The following is a 17,070-nucleotide window of genomic DNA, read 5'->3' as shown; positions in this document are numbered from 1 at the left end:
CGAAAGGCAAGATGCCGCCAGCTATCAAGTCCTTACACCGTTTATTCGTTAAGCCTGTGCGATGTGCTCGGCGATTTGAACCGCATTCCATGCGGCTCCTTTAAGCAGGTTATCCGATACGATCCATAGGTTAAGCCCATTTTCATGGCCAAGATCGCGTCTCAAACGTCCGACAAATACTTCCGGCTTGCCGGCTGCTTCCGTTGCGAGCGGGTAAAGCTGATTCGCCGGATCATCAACCAGCACGACACCCGGGGCGTCAGACAACAGCTGCTTGACATCTTCCAGATCGTAGTTATTTTTCAGCTCAACAAAAACCGATTCCGAATGGCCGTAAACAACTGGAATACGTACGCAAGTTGCGGTAACCTCAATTGTTTGGTCATCCAAAATTTTCTTCGTTTCATTGACCATCTTCATTTCTTCAAGCGTGTAGCCGTTTTCTTGGAACTTGTCGATTTGCGGAATCGCATTAAAGGCGATTTGATGCTTCACAGGCAGCGATCCTACTGGCAAAATAGCCGGATTGACCGCCTCGCCATCAAGGGATGCGCGCGTCTGGCGCAGCATTTCCTCAATCGCTTTCGCACCTGCTCCAGATACGGCCTGATAAGTGGATACGATAATGCGATTAATGCCGTACTTGTCTTGAAGCGGCTTAAGCGCAGCTACCATCTGGATCGTCGAGCAGTTCGGATTGGCAATAATACCTTTATGCTCGCTTACCTTGTCAATATTCACTTCAGGTACAACAAGCGGCGTATTTGGGTCCATACGGTACGCATTCGTATTGTCAATACATACCGTTCCATATTCAACAGCATGCGGCGCGAGCGCCTTCGTAACGTCTCCACCAGCGCTGAATAATGCTATGTCAATGCCCTTAAAGCTTTCCGGCTTCGCTTCCTCCACCGTCACTTCCTGGCCTTTGAATGTGATTTTCGTACCAGCAGACCTCGCTGAAGACAGAAGCTTCAGTTCCTTAATAGGGAAGTTTCTCTTATCGAGCAAGTTTAGTATTTGTTCCCCTACTGCGCCTGTTGCGCCAACTACTGCAACGTTAAACAATTTTTGATTTGACATTTGCCGTAATGCTCCCCTCGGTCTTATAAAAACTCAGAATAAAAAGCTTAATAATTAAAACGCTCAATAATGAGCGGTTGTAACTGTTTGCCTTGCAGTGCCGCCTCGCATGTTTCCAGTGCCAAATCCATTCTCGCTACTAGCGAATTGGGCTTCTGTACCGGATTATCCTGGCCGAACGGCACAAAATAAATATTTTTCGTAACGATCAGCTTCGCAATATTCGCCAAATTAAGGCCAAGGCCGTCATTCGTAGAAATTGCAATGACGATTGGCCTTCCATTGCGCATTTGCGATTTGGATGCCATAAGCACTGCACTGTCAGTCTGCGCATTAGCCAGCCTGCTTGTCGTGTTGCCTGTGCATGGCGCAATGAGCAGCACATCAATGAGCTTCGATGGGCCAAGCGGCTCCGCCTGCACAATCGTCGAAATAATTTCATTGCCCGTAATCGCTTTGAGCTGTGTCTGCCACTGCTCCGACGTTCCGAATCTCGTATCCGTCGTCATAATCGTCTGCGATACTATAGGTACAACGTTCGCGCCTGCGTCTACAAACCGCTGGATTTGCGGCATAACCTCGGCAAACGTGCAGTGAGACCCTGACAATGCATACCCTACTGTAAGTCCGGACCAATTCATTCCCCATTCCCCCGATTTATCAAGTCGTCCATAATCAATTGTGTTAAACAATCGGCTATGATTCGTCCAGCAGTTCTGGGTGCGACGATACCGGGGAGTCCGGGCGCGAGCATCGCTTTAATGGCCCGTTTCTCAGCAAAGCGGAAATCAGTTCCGCCAGGCTTCGAAGCCAGATCAATGATGACGCTTCGCGAAGGAAGATTTGCTATAATTTGCGCTGTGACTATCATAGTCGGAATTGTGTTAAAAAGCAAGTCAATATTGCCCGTATATTGCCGCAAATTGCTGGTGTAGAAAGGCTCGAAGCCCATTTCAAGCGCTCTTGCAAAATGCTCTTCCCGGCGTACCCCGACAAGCACATTCGCTCCTAAACCTTTTAACGTCCGCGCCAATGTAAACCCCGTTCTTCCGAATCCGAGCACCATACAGGTGGAGCCATGAATCGTAATATCGGTATGTTGAATCGCCATCATTACCGCACCTTCAGCTGTCGGTATGGAGTTGTAAATCGCGACATCGTCGCGCTCAAATAACTCTACCAATTCCAGCTGATGCTGCTTGCACAGATCGCTCAAATATGGTTTTGCCATACCGGCATATATTTTGCAGTGCTTAGGCAAGCGAGCCATATGGCGCTCTTCCAGCCTGATCTCGCTGTCGCTGAATACAGCGCTGATAACGCCTTGGTCATCGGTTCCGACGGCAGGCAGCACTACTGCGTCTACCCCGTCAAACAACCGTTCATCATAATCAGCCTGAACGGCTCCCTCTGGCGTCGACTGCAGGCCGTCAAAGCCCGATATGACTACGGTCGCATCCAGCTCCGTCAGTTTGCGGATCACCTCGAGCTGCCTGGCGTCGCCGCCGATCAGCAGCACCTGAACGCCTGTTAGCATCGGCTTCACTCCTCTCTCGCGCATGTAGATATAGACTATCTTATGCCTGGGCCCACAATGGGTGAAAAAAAAGACCGGAGCATCTGCTCCGGTCTTTCTTTTAAACCTTAAACGCCAGTATGTCCGAACCCGCCGCTGCCACGCACCGTATCCGGCAATTCGGCTGCCTCTTCAATGGTGACAACCGGTACTTGCTGGAACACCATTTGGGCGATGCGCTCGCCGCGTGCAATCGTGAACGGCTCCTGTCCCAAATTTACGAGCAGCACCTTCACTTCGCCACGATAATCGGCGTCAATCGTTCCTGGGGAGTTCAAGCATGTAATGCCATGCTTGTAGGCTAGGCCACTGCGCGGGCGAATTTGCGCCTCCAGCTCGGCTGGCATAGCCATGGCAAAGCCCGTAGGAATGAGCTTGCGCTCACCCGGAGCAAGCTCAACAGGCTCTGATACAGCGGCCTGCAGGTCGAAGCCCGCAGCCCATTCGGACATTTTGCAAGGAAGCTTGATGTCTTCGTTGCCCTCTACTCTTTTAAACAGTACGCGATACAAAACGATCCCTCCCAAGTTTAGATGCAGCCTTATCGCTCGAACCTACCATCGCCACCGCAAAAGGTGCCGCAAGCAAACGCTCCGTTACGCTTCTCACATCGTCCATCGTCACCGAATCAATGCGCTGGAGCAGTTCATCCAGCGTGTAATGCCGGCCCAGCATCAGCTCATTTTTCCCAAGACGGGTCATTCGGCTGCTTGTGCTCTCCAGACTAAGAATCAGGCTGCCCTTAAGCTGCTCTTTGCCACGGTGAAGCTCAGCATCCTCAAGCCCCTTAGAAGCAAGCTCCTCGAGCTGCTCCATCGTCAAATCAAGCACTTCCTTCGTTTGCTTCGGCGCCGTGCCCGCATACAGGGTGAACAAGCCGCTGTCCGCATAAGAGGAGTGGTAAGAATAAACCGAATAGGCTAGGCCGCGTTTTTCGCGAATTTCTTGAAACAGGCGCGAGCTCATGCCGCCGCCCAGCGCATTGTTGAGCAGCACCATCGCGTACAGCTTTTCATCGGAAATCGAACAGCCTTGGAAGGATAGGCAAAGATGGTTTTGCTCGGTTTTCTTTTTATAGAAAATATAATCTCCGCGGAAATCCGGCGCCTCCACAAACTGTGGCGTCCCTTTGCGGTCAAACTTTCCAAAATACAGCTCAAGCAGCTCGAGCAGCTTGCCCTCTTCCACATTGCCAGCGACACTGACAACGGTGTTGTCAATCGTATAATAATCGTTCATATATGCGCGCAATGTATCAGGCGTCATTTCGGCAAGACGCTCCTCCAAGCCGAGAATCGAATAAGCGAGCGGATGATCACCATAGGCGGCACGCGATGCTTCATCATGCACCTTGTCATCCGGCGTATCCTCATACATCGAAATTTCTTCTAAAATAACATTTCGTTCTTTCGCCAAATCCGTCTCGTCCAACTTGGAATTGAAAAACATATCCGAAAGCGCGTCAACAGCGAGCGGCAAATGCTCATCCAACACCTTTGCATAATAGCAGGTATACTCTTTGGAGGTAAACGCATTTACATTGCCCCCGATACCATCGAACAGGTCGGCAATGTCTTTCGCACTGCGCTGATCTGTCCCTTTGAAAAGCATATGTTCGATAAAATGGGAGATCCCGTTATTTTCAGGCGTCTCATTGCGGGAGCCTGTTTTGACCCAAATGCCAAATGAAACCGAGCGGCAGGTGGGAATATATTCGACTACGACTCTCAAACCGTTGCTAAGCGTATATTTTTTCACGAAGGGTCCTCCTGTAAGCATGAATGTTAACACTATATCAAAATTATGGTTGCGGCTCAACAGCAGCAGGAATTCGCGCCTCCGATAGCGTCTCGCTAACGGTGCCAAGCACATAACCTTGGCGTTTGATTTCACGAATCATTCCGGTTAAAGCATCGCGCGAGGAGGCAGTCGGATGCATCAAAATAAGTGCTCCTGGCTCCAGCCGCGAGGAAATGCGCCGAATGATCCAGTCTGCTCCCGGCTTGGTCCAATCGACCGTATCAATCGTCCATAACACCGTGCGAAGCCTCTGCTCCGCCGCCACCTGTACCGTCATCTGGTTAAAGTCGCCTGAAGGCGGGGCAAACCACTTGTTCGTGACGCCAAGCGTCGATTTAAGCAAATCCTCCGTGCGGGAAATCTGCAAAGAGGCAGCATTGCGACTAAGCTCGCTCATCTTCGGATGCGTATACGCATGATTGGACATTTCATGCCCTTCCGCCTGAATTTGCTTGGCGATTTCCGGATATTTCTTCAGCCACGAGCCATCGAGAAAAAAAGTCGCCTTGACCTCTTCCTTATTCAAGGTTTGAAGGATCGGCGTTATGTATTCATTGCCCCACGCAACATTGATCATTAGCGATATCATTTTTTTGTTTGGATTACCTTTGTATACCGGAAGCGGACCTAAATCCGCAAGCTTAATACGAGGAGGCATCTCCTTGTACACATATAAAATCGGCGAGAGTGAACCCGAGGCAATCGTCTTCTCCACCGTGCCCTCGACATCCACCTCCAGCCCATTGTATCCGGGAATCGCCTTCCATACGCGATCAATCCGAGCATCGATTGGCTTGATGGAACGACTCTCGGCTTCCGTTAAAATAGCAGCGCGCAGCCTCGCTTTATTTTCATCCAAAATCGACTCTTCCCTCTGCGTCATCATGCCATTTTCCTGCTTAATTACGCTGATATAGTCGGCCGTCCCTCCCGCATTCGCGCGAATGAACACCACCACAATCAGCATACAGCCTATGGCTGCTCCTATTTTTCTCAGCACTTTTATTCACCCCGCCCCTCATTGCTCCATATGTATGATTAATGGGACGAGATTATGATAGGGAGAAAATGGACGCCTTTTATTGGCAGGAAATGTTTGACGGCAAAATAAAAAGAGACAGATGGAATCTGGCTCTTTGCTTCGAGTATAAAAACAAGTATAAACGGCGTTGCCGTTTTTTTGCGGCAACAGTCCGTTTGGGACAGAAATAGACGCGTAAATATAAGAGAAAACCTCTGCATTCTTATATTTTGAGAAAGCACCTTGCGGTGCCCCTACCATGTAACGCTGCAGCCGTTATTGTGCTGGTACAGTTGGCGTCAATACAGCTTTACGGGACAAGTTAATACGGCCCTGCTGATCAATTTCCGTTACTTTAACTGTAATTTGGTCGCCGATCGCAATGACATCTTCCACTTTAGCGACACGTTCGTTCGCCAGCTGGGAAATATGCACAAGACCATCTTTGTTCGGTAAAATTTCAACGAATGCGCCGAACTTCTCGATCCGCTTTACCGTACCCAAATAAATTTCGCCAATTACAACTTCCTTCACGATGCCTTCGATAATCGCTTTGGCTTTTTGGTTCATCTCTTCGTTCGAAGAAGCAATGTAAACCATGCCATCCTGCTCGATATCGATTTTCACGCCAGTTTCTTCAATAATCTTGTTGATGATTTTACCGCCGGAGCCGATAACATCACGGATTTTGTCCGGATTAATGCGAAGCGTGAGAATTTTAGGCGCGTACTTAGAAAGGTTAGGACGAGCTTCAGACATAATCGCTGTCATTTTACCTAGAATATGCATGCGTCCTTCACGTGCTTGCTCAAGCGCCTGCTCCAAAATCGAACGATCGATACCGTCAATTTTGATATCCATTTGAATGGCAGTTACACCTTCTGCTGTACCCGCTACTTTAAAGTCCATATCGCCGAGATGATCTTCCATCCCTTGAATGTCGGACAAAATGGAGAAATGGTCGCCGTCTTTAATCAGACCCATTGCAATACCTGCAACCGGAGCTTTAATCGGAACGCCCGCATCCATCATAGCCAGTGTGCTTGCACAAATACTAGCTTGCGAAGTCGATCCATTCGATTCCAACACCTCGGATACAAGACGAATCGTGTACGGGAAATCAGCCTCAGATGGAATAACTTTCGACAAAGCGCGCTCACCGAGTGCACCATGTCCAATTTCACGACGGCCTGGAGGACGAAGCGGTCTTGCTTCACCTACGCTGAATGGCGGGAAATTATAGTGATGCATAAAACGTTTCGTTTCTTCCGGGCTGATGCCGTCAAGAATTTGCACATCGCCAAGCGGTCCAAGCGTACAAATGCTGAGTGCTTGTGTTTGTCCACGTGTGAATAGTCCAGATCCGTGTGTACGCGGCAATATCGCCACATCACATTCGATTGGACGAATTTCTTCTGGCGCACGGCCATCAGGACGAATTTTTTCATGTGTAATCAGGCGGCGAACTTCTTCTTTAACGATATCATAAAGCACTTCCTTGACATCGCCAAGCCGTTCAGGCGTCTCCGCATACACTTCTTCGAAATGCGCAACCGTGTCCGCGTTAACGGCATCAATGGCATCTTGACGCTCATGCTTCTCGGGAATGCGAATCGCTTCTACCAAACGAGCCGATGCAAATGCGCGAACAGCTGCATTGACTTCTTCGTTGACTGCATGAAGCGTAACTTCCATTTTTTCTTTGCCGGCAATAGCCTGCAATTGCTCGATTGTAGCAACAATTTTCTTGATTTCATCATGCCCGAACATAATCGCTTCCAGCATAACGTCCTCAGGAACTTCATTTGCTTCTGCTTCTACCATCATAATGGCATCTTTCGTACCAGCAACTACAACGAAAATATCGGTTTTCTGCTCTTGCTCAACGGTTGGAATGATCACAAATTGACCATCAACACGACCTACGCTCACGCCGCCGATTGGCCCGTTAAATGGCACATCAGAAATGGCTAGCGCTGCGGATGTACCAATCATTGCAGCCATTTCAGGCGAGCAATCTTGATCCACGCTCATGACGATGTTCGCGATTTGTATATCATTACGGAAGCCTTCTGGGAACAACGGACGAATCGGACGGTCCGTCAGACGGCTTGACAAAATCGCTTTCTCGCTTGGACGTCCTTCACGTTTAATAAATCCACCAGGGATTTTACCAACTGCATAAAGACGTTCTTCATAGTTCACGGTAAGCGGGAAAAAATCTAAATCCTTCGGACCTTTGGAAGCAGTCACTGTACAAAGTACAACGGTATCGCCATAACGTACGGTTACAGCAGCATTCGCTTGCTTCGCAAGTCTGCCTGTTTCTAGAACAAGCTTCCGTCCACCCAAAATCATTTCAACCTGTTGCAAACGTATCCCTCCTGTATATCAAAAATAAAATCAAACGATTGACAAACTTAACATTCGCCAGCAGGACCTCTATATCCTGCTTAACTCTCGCATATTACAAAAAGCAACCCGATTTTGCCAAGTCCGTAATGCCGGACAGCAAAACAACCAGGTTGCTTCTCTTGAAACATGTTTTAGCGGCGAAGGCCGAGTTTTTCGATCAATGCGCTATAACGGCTAACATCTTTGTTTTTAAGGTATCTCAACAGCTTACGACGTTGACCTACCATCTTGAGCAAACCACGACGGGAGTGGTGGTCTTTCTTGTGCTCCCGGAAATGTTGCGTCAAGTTAACGATGTTTTCCGTTAGGATAGCTACTTGAACTTCCGGTGAACCCGTATCGCTCGCATGCGTTTTGTGCGTATCAATCAATTCTTGTTTACGCTCTTGTGTAATTGCCATCCTAAAGTCACCTCCTTGAACTTATATTCAATAATCGCCATTAGCCGAGGCGCCGTCGGTGAGAGCGAACATCCAAGCTAAGGTTCCAATTGCAGCTGCGTATTCTGACAAAAAGTAGAATCGCAACGTGTTTCAGTATATCACAAGCCTATAGCAAAAGTAAATGCCCGCAATCATTTATTCGACGCCAAACTGCCGCTTCGCCTGCTGAGCATCCGCATGGATTTGACGAATAAGCTCATCCACACCACTAAACCGCTGCTCGGGCCGAATAAAAGAATGAAATTGCAGTCTAATTGGCTCGTCATATATAGCTTGATGAAAGTCAAATAAATGGGCTTCCAGCACCGGACGAATATCTTCCTTATTAAAGGTAGGCTTCATCCCATGATTTAATACACCATAATACGACTTTCCCAGTACGACCGCTGATATGCCGAAAACGCCGAGGCGCGGCATAACATAAGGCAAGGAAACATCAACATTTGCTGTCGGGAAGCCAATGCTGCTGCCTCTGCCATCGCCATGCACGACCGTCCCTGCTAGCTCATAGGGTCGCCCAAGCAGCTTCGTCGCAAGCTCAATATCACCGTCGCTAAGCGCCTGCCTAATGTAAGTGCTGCTCACCTTCAAGCCGTTATCGTACAATGGCTCAACAATTTCGACCTGAATGTCCGGCTCGCATAAAGCCTTCATTGTAGCAGCATTTCCTTGGCCCTTGTAGCCAAAATTGAAGTCAAAACCAACTACAATTTGTGCAGCTCCTAAACGGCGAAGCACTTCATCAACAAACTGTTCTGGCATAATCGCTGCAAAATCATGGTCAAATTTGACGACTAGCACCAAATCGACGCCTAACTCAGCAAAAAGCGACTGCTTCACCGCAAGCGGCGTCAAACAGTTGTAATATTGATCGCCACGGCCAAGCACTTCCTTCGGATGCGGGTTAAACGTCATAACCGCCGACAATCCTCCGGTTCTCTTGGCAGTTGCAACGACTTGCTCAATGACATTGCGGTGTCCGCGATGTACACCGTCAAAATGTCCAATTGCAATAGAAAGCGATCTATTTCGCAGTTGTTCCGGCAGCTCAATTGCCGGATATTCCAATGAAATCATTTCCAACGCTGATGCACCTGCAATTCCTATATGACTTTCCGATAACCAAGTATAGACCCGGTTACGAGAACACCTTGATAGGCTTCAACACCGATAAAGCATGATCGGCCTCGAAAATACCAATAAACAAATCATTTTCATCAAAAAGACGTATCGGCTGCTCGGTTTCAAGCTCTTCAGCAAGCAAGCGAAGCGGGAGCTTCTGTCCTTTGAGGGCAAGCGAGGCCGAATGAGCATCGACCTGAACGCGAGGCAAATGCTGGATACCCAGCTCAGCGGGCAAAATAAACGGCCCAATTCCCTCTGTGCCAAGAGCTTCAATCTGCTCCAGGCTTACGCATTGCTCCTTCGTAAAACCGCCGGACATCGTCCGGGTCAGCTCCGCCATCGCCGCTGGCACTCCTAGCGCCTGACCGATATCTACACATAATGTGCGGATATACGTTCCTTTGGAGCAGACAACAGAAAACGAGAAACGCGGAAACCCCAAATCAAGCTCTAGATCGAGCAGCTCAATTTGATGAATCGTTACTTTCCGCGATTTGCGCTCTACCGTCTTGCCTTCACGTGCCAGTTCATACAACCGTTTTCCATCTATCTTTACAGCGGAGAACATCGGCGGAACTTGTTCAATTTCGCCAACGAAGCGGCGCAGCACGCGAATAATATCTTCACGCGTTACCTGCACACCTGTTTGCTCCTGCGTGACCGAACCTGTCAAATCCTCTGTATCCGTTGCAACGCCAAGCTGGATAACAGCTTCATACGCCTTGGGACGCTCCTGTACATATTCAACTACACGAGTAGCTCGGCCGAGACATAGGGGCAGAACACCTGTCACCATCGGGTCTAGCGTCCCCGTGTGGCCGATACGCTTCATCTTCAGCAGTCTTCGCACCTTGGCTACGACATCATGCGAGGTCCAGCCGGCAGGCTTCCATACTGCGATAATACCGTCCATCTGTTAGCTCAACGCCTTTCTGACCGCATCGACCAATTGGGCGATTGCTTCTTGAAGCGGCGCATCAATACGGCAGCCAGCAGCGCGGACATGTCCACCGCCGCTAAAGGCTTGGGCAATTGCGGCAACATCCGCCGTCCCTGCTGATCTTAAGCTGGCTTTCACTCCGCCATCTTCCGTCTCTTTAAACATAATGCCGACTTCCACGCCGTCAATATTCAGTGCATAATTGACGATGCCTTCCATATCTTCCGAAACTGCACCTGTCTCAGCAAAATCATCCTTATTGACATAAAGCCAGCCAATTTGCTGATTATCGCTAAAAGTAAGCCTGCTGAGACAGCGCTGCAGAAGCTTCAGCTTGGACATCGTCATCTTTTCGAGCAGCAGATCGGCTAATTTGTGACCCGGTACACCAATCGACAGCATGCGGGAAGCAATATTCATCACATGCGGTGTCGTATTTGAGTAGCGGAAACCGCCAGTATCTGTAATGAGTCCTGTATATATAGCCGTCGCACATTCCAAATCAATCGAAATGCCCGCACGTTCAATTAAATCATATAAAATCTCAACCGTAGCTGCTGCATTCGGACGGATCAGTTGAACCGTACCAAAACCATCATTAGTCGGATGATGATCGATATTAAGCAGTTCCACCCCTGAAGCAAATAAACTTTCCACTTTGCCCATCCGGCGATAATCAGCGCAATCAACCGCAATAACGCGAGCATACGATTCTGTTGGCTGTACTTCCGCAAATTTAATAATCGTATCAAATGATCGCAAATGAGCAAGCCTTGAAGGCAACTCACTTTCGTTAATCAGCTTGGATTTTTTCCCAAGCTTCTCCAGCAGCCAACCGACGACGACCGTCGAACTAATGGCATCGCCATCTGGTTGAACGTGGGAGACGACCAAAAAGTCGTCTCCACCGCTCATAAATGCAAGTGCATCATCCAACTGCTGCAAATAGGTCGCAGCAGCCGTCATGATCCTTTGTTCTCCCCGTTAATTTCCTCGAGGATTCCTTCGATCCGGCTTCCATACTCAATGCTGCTGTCGAATTTAAAGATCAGCACTGGCGTATGGCGCAAACGCATCCGTTTGCCAAGCTCAGAACGGATAAAGCCTGTTGCGCGGCCGATTGCTTTGAGCGTTTCTTCCTTTTGCTCTTCGCTGCCCAGCACGCTCAAATATACTTTGGCTTGGGACAAATCATTACTGGTCTCCACGCCAGTCACTGTAATAAAACCGACGCGTGGATCTTTAATTTCTGTCTGGATAATTTGGCTGAGCTCTTTTTTAATCTGCTCGCCTACCCGACCTACACGAATTTTAGCCATGCTTTATTCACCTCTCTACTGACTCCATTACGAAGGCTTCAATAATATCCCCTTCTTTGAAGTCGCTAAACCGCTCAAGCGTAATCCCGCACTCGTAGCCTTGAGCAACTTCCTTGACATCGTCCTTGAAGCGTTTGAGCGTATCGATTTTACCTTCGAAAACAACGATGCCGCCACGAACGATCCGTGCTTCTGAAGAACGAGTGATTTTACCTGAAGTAATCATGGAACCAGCGATTGCTCCGACTTTGCTTACTTTAAATACGTTGCGGACTTCAGCATGACCGATAATTACCTCTTTGAAGATTGGATCAAGCATCCCTTTCATCGCTTGCTCAATCTCTTCAATTACGTTATAAATAACGCGGTGCATACGAACATCAACTTTCTCCTGCTGCGCAGCCAGATCAGCCTGCGGCTCAGGACGAACGTTAAAGCCGACTACGATCGCATTCGAAGCAGAAGCCAGGTTGATATCCGATTCGGTAATCGCACCTACACCGCTATGAATGATTTTGACACGTACACCTTCGATGTCAATTTTCGCGAGCGAGCCTTTAAGCGCCTCTGCCGAACCTTGAACGTCGGATTTAATAATAACGTTGAGATCCTTGATCTCTCCATCTTTAATATGCTTATACAAATCGTCAAGCGTTACGCGGGAGTTCGCGCCAAGCTCGGATTGACGGTGCTTAATCGCACGGCGATCAGCGATTGCTCTCGCTTTACGTTCGTCTTCAAACACCATGAACGGATCGCCAGCAAGTGGAACCTCTGTCAAACCAGTAATTTCGACTGGTGTGGAAGGTCCAGCTTCTTTTAAGCGACGGCCCTTGTCATTAACCATAGCCCGGATACGACCGAAGCAGTTGCCCGCAACGAAAGCATCTCCGATTTTGAGCGTACCATGCTGTACGAGTACTCGAGCAACCGGACCTTTACCTTTATCCAGCTCAGCCTCAATAACTGTACCGCGTGCACGCTTGTCAGGGTTAGCTTTGAAATCATTTACTTCCGCTACAAGCAAAATCATATCAAGCAGTTCTTCCAGACCAATACGCTGTTTAGCTGACACGTTAACGAAGATTGTATCGCCGCCCCACTCTTCCGGAACCAGCTCATACTCTGTCAATGCTTGCTTGATTTTATCCGCGTCGGCATCTGGCTTATCGATTTTGTTAACTGCAACGATAATCGGAACGCCCGCTGCCTTCGCATGGTTGACTGCCTCTACCGTTTGCGGCATAACGCCGTCATCCGCTGCAACAACGATAATTGTAATATCCGTTACTTGCGCACCACGGGCACGCATCAGCGTAAACGCTTCGTGACCAGGTGTATCGAGGAACGTAATTTTTTTATGATTCGCTTCGATTTGGTAAGCACCGATATGCTGGGTAATACCGCCAGCTTCTCCGCCCGTTACATTCGTTTTGCGAATCGCATCGAGCAAAGTTGTTTTACCATGGTCAACGTGACCCATGATCGTTACAACCGGAGGGCGAGGCAACAGATCAGCTTCCTCATCCGTTTCTTCTACCGTTTCGAACGTATCCTCTTCAACCGGAATTTTCACTTCTACTTCTACGCCATATTCACCAGCAAGCAGAAGGATTGCATCCATGTCGATTTCTTGGTTAATGGTAGCCATCACGCCAAGAACGATCAGCTTTTTAATAACTTCGGAAGCATCTTTATGAAGCAATTTTGCCAATTCGCCAACTGTCAACGTACCGCGTACGATGATTTTTTTCGGCGTATTGTCGATTTTCTCACGGAATACTTGCGGCTGATTGCGCTGGTTGCGTCCTCTGCCACCGCGATTATTGTTGTTGTTGCGGCCAAAACCGCCTGGTCTGCCATCTTCAAACCGTTTTTGCCCTTGGTTTGCACCTGGTTTTCTTGCACCTGGCTTATTATTCGAATTGCCGTTTGTGCTTCTGGAAGCATCGCCTGCCGGACGGGACGGACCTGTTCCAGATGGACGATTAGCTCCTTGTGAAGCTGGTGGACGCGATGGGCCGCCACTGCTTGGACGGTTGCCTTGGCCTGATCCTTGGCTAGGACGGCTGTTTTGCGATTGGCCACCTTGACTTGGACGGCTATTTTGCGTTTGACCGCCTTGGCTAGGACGGCTGCTGCCTTGCGATTGACCAGAACCTTGCGCTGGACGGTTGCCGCTAGGCGCTGCGGATCTGTTGCTGCTTGGGGACGATTGGGACGGACGTTGCTGTTGGTTGTTTTGCGTTGTCGTTTTAATAGAATTCATAGGCTCCTGTCTATCTTGCGTAATTTTTTTATTGTTTAACCCGGAAGCTTCGAGCTCCGGTTTAATGGATACTTGCTGTGATACAGGTTGTTGCTTCGGCTGAGCAGGCTTAGATGGCGCTTGCGATGTGGAAGACACGGTTGCTCCGCTTGACTCTTTCGCCCGCTTCGCTGCTGCGTTAGCTTTAATATCGCGGAAGAAGCCTTCCACTTTATTAACCATTTCGTTTTCCATCACACTCATATGGTTGTTAACGGGCATATCCAGCCGTTTAAGAATCGTTATAATTTCTTTACTGCTCATGCTGAGGGATTTCGCATATTCGTATACACGCAGCTTATCTTTATTGTCCTTGCTGTCCTGTGGTTTGTTCAATATGATCCACCTCCGAATTTTGATTCAGATGACCCGCAATCATTTTTCCGAACTTTGCGTCAGTTACCGCCAGTACGACTCGTTCCAGTTTTCCTATAGCTTTTCCAAGTTGATCGCGGTCGAACGCTTCGGCGAGCTCTACCCCGTAGGTGTTGCATTTATCTTGAAACTTTTTCTTCGTATTTGGAGATGCGTCACCCGCAATAATGACGAGATGCGCCTCTCCCTTACGTACCGCCTTGAGCACGATTTCATCGCCAGTAACCAATTTTCCAGCTCGCATGGCCATGCCGAGCGAGGACAAGCCTTTATTCATCTTCATCGCTTACCCGCTCCTTTTCTGCCAGAAACTCTTCCTCTACCGCAATGAAATCCTGTTCAAGCTGGTCGTAAATGGCTACGCCAACAGGTTGCTTCAAAGCTCGATCCAGTGCTTTTGTCTTTTTGGCCAGCTTAAAGCAGCTGACTTTCCCGCACAAATAGGCGCCCCGACCGGCTTTTTTGCCAGTAAGATCAATTAGAATCTCCTCATCAGGCGTTCGAACGACCCGAATAAGCTCTTTCTTCGGTTTCATTTCCTGGCAGGCTACGCATTTGCGCAGCGGCACTTTTCTCGGTCTCATCGCACATCCCCCCTTTACCCGTTGATGAACGCAGCCGATATATTAGTTAAGCCAGATCAATGGAAACCGAATCTTGCGGCATAACTGCCGTCATCGTTTTCGGACGACCGTACTCCTGCTCAGCTTGCGATTCACTTTTAATGTCGATTTTCCAGCCAGTCAGCTTCGCCGCTAGACGCGCGTTTTGCCCTTTAATCCCGATTGCAAGCGACAGCTGATAATCCGGTACAATGACACGGGCCATTTTTTCCTGCTCAAAAACGATAACTTCAAGCACTTTAGATGGGCTCAGCGCGTTCGCAACGTATTCTTCGACATTTTCAGACCAGCAAACGATATCGATCTTCTCGCCTTTCAGCTCGCTAACAATCGTTTGTACACGCATGCCCTTCGGACCTACGCATGAGCCTACAGCGTCAACCTCGTCATTGCGCGAGAAAACGGCAATTTTCGAACGGAAGCCAGCCTCGCGCGCAACCGAGCGAATTTCAACGACTCCGTCGTAAATTTCCGGAACTTCTAGCTCAAATAAACGTTTAAGCAGACCTGGATGCGTACGCGATAAAATAATTTGCGGACCCTTAGTCGTATTTTCCACTTTCGTAATATACGATTTGACACGGTCTCCGTGCTTGAATTTATCGGTCGGCATCAGCTCTGTAAGCGGCATAACCGCTTCTACTTTACCCAAATCGATAAACAGGTTGCGAACGTCCTGACGCTGCACGATACCATTCACAATATCCTCTTCTTTGTCGATAAAAGCATTGTAGATCAAGCCTCGCTCTGCCTCGCGAATGCGCTGCGTCACGACCTGCTTCGCGGTTTGTGCTGCAATACGGCCAAAATCACGAGGCGTCACTTCAATATCCGCCACATCATCAAGCTGGTAATGCGGATTCACTTCGCGCGCCGCTTCTACTGTAATTTCCAAACGGGGATCAAGCACCTCGTCCGTCACCGTCTTGCGGGCATATACTTTAATAACGCCCGTGTAGCGGTTAATATCGACACGCACATTTTGCGCAGCGTTAAAGTTCCGCTTGTAGCTTGAAATCAGCGCTGCTTCGATCGCATCAATCAGCACTTCTTTGGCTATCCCTTTATCCCTCTCTATTTCCGATAATGCTTCAATAAAATCCATGCTCATTGGAACTCTGGTCCCCCCTTCAATAATAACAAACGTTGTTGTTTAAGGTGAAACGGCTGTCGCCGTTCTTTGGCGGCGCGGCGCGTTTCAGTCCGAGAAATATAGAGAAAGGATTACGTTAGGATATCCTTTCCTATATTTTAAGAAGAAACGCCTGACGGCGTCCTTTCTATAGATGCCATCGTTTCGGCGAAACGTATAGAGAAAGTATGAGCAATTTCATATACTTTCCTATACGTCAAGCGTAAACGGCTGAAGCCGTCCTCTGACGGCAAAGCTACCGTTTCAAGGGTGAAATATAAGCCATTATAAGTGTGATACTTATAAATGCTTATATTTTAAAAAACGATAGCAAGGCGTGCTCCCGCCACTTTAGCATAAGGAATGGCATGCTCTTTCTTGCCGACTTTGACTACAAGCTCTTCTCCATCGAATGAAATCAGGTCGCCTTCAAATTCCTTGGATGCGTTAATCGGCTCATAGGTCGTAATGTATACGTGCTTGCCGACGGCTTTACGCACATCTTCGGCTTTCTTAAGCGGCCTTTCGGCGCCAGGCGACGACACTTCAAGAAAATAAGCATCCGTTACCGGATCGTTCTTGTCCAGCTGTTCACTTAAAAATTCGCTAATACGGCCGCATTCGTCAATATCAATGCCGCCTTCCTTGTCTACTGAAACCCGGAGGAAGAAGTTGCTTCCTTCCTTGACGTACTCAATATCAACAAGTTCAAATCCATTTTCGCTTAGAAACGGTGTGACCATTTCTTCCACGACGGTTTTGATTTTGGAAATGCTCAAATTGCTGCTACCTCCCGTTCGGTCCAAACGATTGATTTGGCCTTTCAGACCCTTAAAGACCCGAAAACAAAACGTAAAGAGTGGGTTTCCCCACTCTTCTGCATCAAACGCTTATCAACATCATTGCCACG

At 48.5% G+C, this 17,070-nt stretch carries 17 protein-coding genes; all 17 read right to left on the bottom strand.

All coding sequences use genetic code 11. The annotated features are described in order from the left end of the window. Nucleotides 1–48 precede the first annotated feature (48 nt). The 17 genes from WH37_RS11895 to rimP all read right to left on the bottom strand — a co-directional run bounded on the left by WH37_RS11895 (nucleotide 49) and on the right by rimP (nucleotide 16,939). Complete coding sequence (locus WH37_RS11895; protein WP_046230766.1) at nucleotides 49–1,083, bottom strand: aspartate-semialdehyde dehydrogenase; 1,035 nt, start codon at nucleotides 1,081–1,083, stop codon at nucleotides 49–51. A gap of 47 nt (nucleotides 1,084–1,130) precedes the next feature. Next, entirely contained in the window at nucleotides 1,131–1,724 is a 594-nt protein-coding gene (locus tag WH37_RS11890; protein WP_046230765.1) for a dipicolinate synthase subunit B, read from the bottom strand. After that, entirely contained in the window at nucleotides 1,721–2,620 is a 900-nt protein-coding gene (dpsA, locus tag WH37_RS11885; protein WP_046230764.1) for a dipicolinate synthase subunit DpsA, read from the bottom strand. The genes WH37_RS11890 and dpsA overlap by 4 nt, the downstream gene beginning before the upstream one ends. A 107-nt stretch (nucleotides 2,621–2,727) precedes the next feature. Next, a complete protein-coding gene (gene dut, locus WH37_RS11880) occupies nucleotides 2,728–3,171 on the bottom strand; it encodes a dUTP diphosphatase (RefSeq protein ID WP_046230763.1) in 444 nt (147 codons plus the stop codon). Then, entirely contained in the window at nucleotides 3,152–4,417 is a 1,266-nt protein-coding gene (locus WH37_RS11875) for a M16 family metallopeptidase (protein WP_046230762.1), read from the bottom strand. The genes dut and WH37_RS11875 overlap by 20 nt, the downstream gene beginning before the upstream one ends. Nucleotides 4,418–4,460: 43 nt before the next feature. Next, complete coding sequence (locus tag WH37_RS11870) at nucleotides 4,461–5,426, bottom strand: polysaccharide deacetylase family protein (RefSeq protein WP_046230761.1); 966 nt, start codon at nucleotides 5,424–5,426, stop codon at nucleotides 4,461–4,463. 330 nt (nucleotides 5,427–5,756) lie between these two features. After that, nucleotides 5,757–7,838 (bottom strand): polyribonucleotide nucleotidyltransferase, encoded by a 2,082-nt coding sequence (pnp, locus tag WH37_RS11865; RefSeq protein WP_046230846.1) that lies wholly within the window; start codon nucleotides 7,836–7,838, stop codon nucleotides 5,757–5,759. Nucleotides 7,839–8,026: 188 nt separating this feature from the next. Continuing rightward, entirely contained in the window at nucleotides 8,027–8,296 is a 270-nt protein-coding gene (gene rpsO, locus WH37_RS11860; RefSeq protein ID WP_046230760.1) for a 30S ribosomal protein S15, read from the bottom strand. 177 nt (nucleotides 8,297–8,473) lie between these two features. Then, a complete protein-coding gene (locus tag WH37_RS11855) occupies nucleotides 8,474–9,415 on the bottom strand; it encodes a bifunctional riboflavin kinase/FAD synthetase (RefSeq protein WP_231594203.1) in 942 nt (313 codons plus the stop codon). Nucleotides 9,416–9,476: 61 nt separating this feature from the next. Continuing rightward, a complete protein-coding gene (gene truB, locus WH37_RS11850) occupies nucleotides 9,477–10,376 on the bottom strand; it encodes a tRNA pseudouridine(55) synthase TruB (protein WP_046230758.1) in 900 nt (299 codons plus the stop codon). 3 nt (nucleotides 10,377–10,379) lie between these two features. Next, nucleotides 10,380–11,369 carry a DHH family phosphoesterase gene (locus WH37_RS11845; RefSeq protein WP_046230757.1) on the bottom strand — a complete coding sequence of 330 codons (990 nt, stop codon included), beginning with the start codon at nucleotides 11,367–11,369 and terminating at the stop codon, nucleotides 10,380–10,382. Further along, complete coding sequence (rbfA, locus tag WH37_RS11840) at nucleotides 11,366–11,722, bottom strand: 30S ribosome-binding factor RbfA (RefSeq protein WP_046230756.1); 357 nt, start codon at nucleotides 11,720–11,722, stop codon at nucleotides 11,366–11,368. Before rbfA ends, WH37_RS11845 begins: the two co-directional genes overlap by 4 nt. Before the next feature lie 7 nt (nucleotides 11,723–11,729). Further along, nucleotides 11,730–14,294 carry a translation initiation factor IF-2 gene (gene infB / locus WH37_RS11835; protein WP_231594202.1) on the bottom strand — a complete coding sequence of 855 codons (2,565 nt, stop codon included), beginning with the start codon at nucleotides 14,292–14,294 and terminating at the stop codon, nucleotides 11,730–11,732. Nucleotides 14,295–14,334: 40 nt separating this feature from the next. Next, nucleotides 14,335–14,682: a L7Ae/L30e/S12e/Gadd45 family ribosomal protein gene (locus tag WH37_RS11830; RefSeq protein WP_046230845.1), complete on the bottom strand. Its 348-nt coding sequence runs from the start codon at nucleotides 14,680–14,682 to the stop codon at nucleotides 14,335–14,337. After that, complete coding sequence (gene rnpM / locus WH37_RS11825) at nucleotides 14,675–14,989, bottom strand: RNase P modulator RnpM (RefSeq protein ID WP_046230754.1); 315 nt, start codon at nucleotides 14,987–14,989, stop codon at nucleotides 14,675–14,677. Before rnpM ends, WH37_RS11830 begins: the two co-directional genes overlap by 8 nt. A gap of 46 nt (nucleotides 14,990–15,035) precedes the next feature. Further along, nucleotides 15,036–16,139 carry a transcription termination factor NusA gene (gene nusA / locus WH37_RS11820; protein ID WP_046230753.1) on the bottom strand — a complete coding sequence of 368 codons (1,104 nt, stop codon included), beginning with the start codon at nucleotides 16,137–16,139 and terminating at the stop codon, nucleotides 15,036–15,038. A gap of 338 nt (nucleotides 16,140–16,477) precedes the next feature. Continuing rightward, entirely contained in the window at nucleotides 16,478–16,939 is a 462-nt protein-coding gene (rimP, locus tag WH37_RS11815) for a ribosome maturation factor RimP (protein WP_046230752.1), read from the bottom strand. Nucleotides 16,940–17,070 lie beyond the last annotated feature (131 nt).

The sequence above is a fragment of the Paenibacillus algorifonticola genome, assembly GCF_000971975.1.
Taxonomy (GTDB): Bacteria; Bacillota; Bacilli; order Paenibacillales; family Paenibacillaceae; genus Pristimantibacillus; species Pristimantibacillus algorifonticola.
This window is presented reverse-complemented; position numbering and strand designations above follow the sequence as displayed.

Excerpts from the sequence above, each read along its gene's own strand:
- WH37_RS11895 (WP_046230766.1), bottom strand. The coding sequence starts at position 1,083 with ATGTCAAATCAAAAATTGTTTAACGTTGCAGTAGTTGGCGCAACAGGC.
- WH37_RS11890 (WP_046230765.1), bottom strand. The coding sequence starts at position 1,724 with ATGAATTGGTCCGGACTTACAGTAGGGTATGCATTGTCAGGGTCTCAC.
- dpsA (WP_046230764.1), bottom strand. The coding sequence starts at position 2,620 with ATGCTAACAGGCGTTCAGGTGCTGCTGATCGGCGGCGACGCCAGGCAG.
- WH37_RS11870 (WP_046230761.1), bottom strand. The coding sequence starts at position 5,426 with ATGCTGATTGTGGTGGTGTTCATTCGCGCGAATGCGGGAGGGACGGCC.
- pnp (WP_046230846.1), bottom strand. The coding sequence starts at position 7,838 with ATGATTTTGGGTGGACGGAAGCTTGTTCTAGAAACAGGCAGACTTGCG.
- rpsO (WP_046230760.1), bottom strand. The coding sequence starts at position 8,296 with ATGGCAATTACACAAGAGCGTAAACAAGAATTGATTGATACGCACAAA.
- WH37_RS11855 (WP_231594203.1), bottom strand. The coding sequence starts at position 9,415 with ATGATTTCATTGGAATATCCGGCAATTGAGCTGCCGGAACAACTGCGA.
- truB (WP_046230758.1), bottom strand. The coding sequence starts at position 10,376 with ATGGACGGTATTATCGCAGTATGGAAGCCTGCCGGCTGGACCTCGCAT.
- WH37_RS11845 (WP_046230757.1), bottom strand. The coding sequence starts at position 11,369 with ATGACGGCTGCTGCGACCTATTTGCAGCAGTTGGATGATGCACTTGCA.
- rbfA (WP_046230756.1), bottom strand. The coding sequence starts at position 11,722 with ATGGCTAAAATTCGTGTAGGTCGGGTAGGCGAGCAGATTAAAAAAGAG.
- infB (WP_231594202.1), bottom strand. The coding sequence starts at position 14,294 with ATGAGCAGTAAAGAAATTATAACGATTCTTAAACGGCTGGATATGCCC.
- WH37_RS11830 (WP_046230845.1), bottom strand. The coding sequence starts at position 14,682 with ATGAATAAAGGCTTGTCCTCGCTCGGCATGGCCATGCGAGCTGGAAAA.
- rnpM (WP_046230754.1), bottom strand. The coding sequence starts at position 14,989 with ATGAGACCGAGAAAAGTGCCGCTGCGCAAATGCGTAGCCTGCCAGGAA.
- nusA (WP_046230753.1), bottom strand. The coding sequence starts at position 16,139 with ATGAGCATGGATTTTATTGAAGCATTATCGGAAATAGAGAGGGATAAA.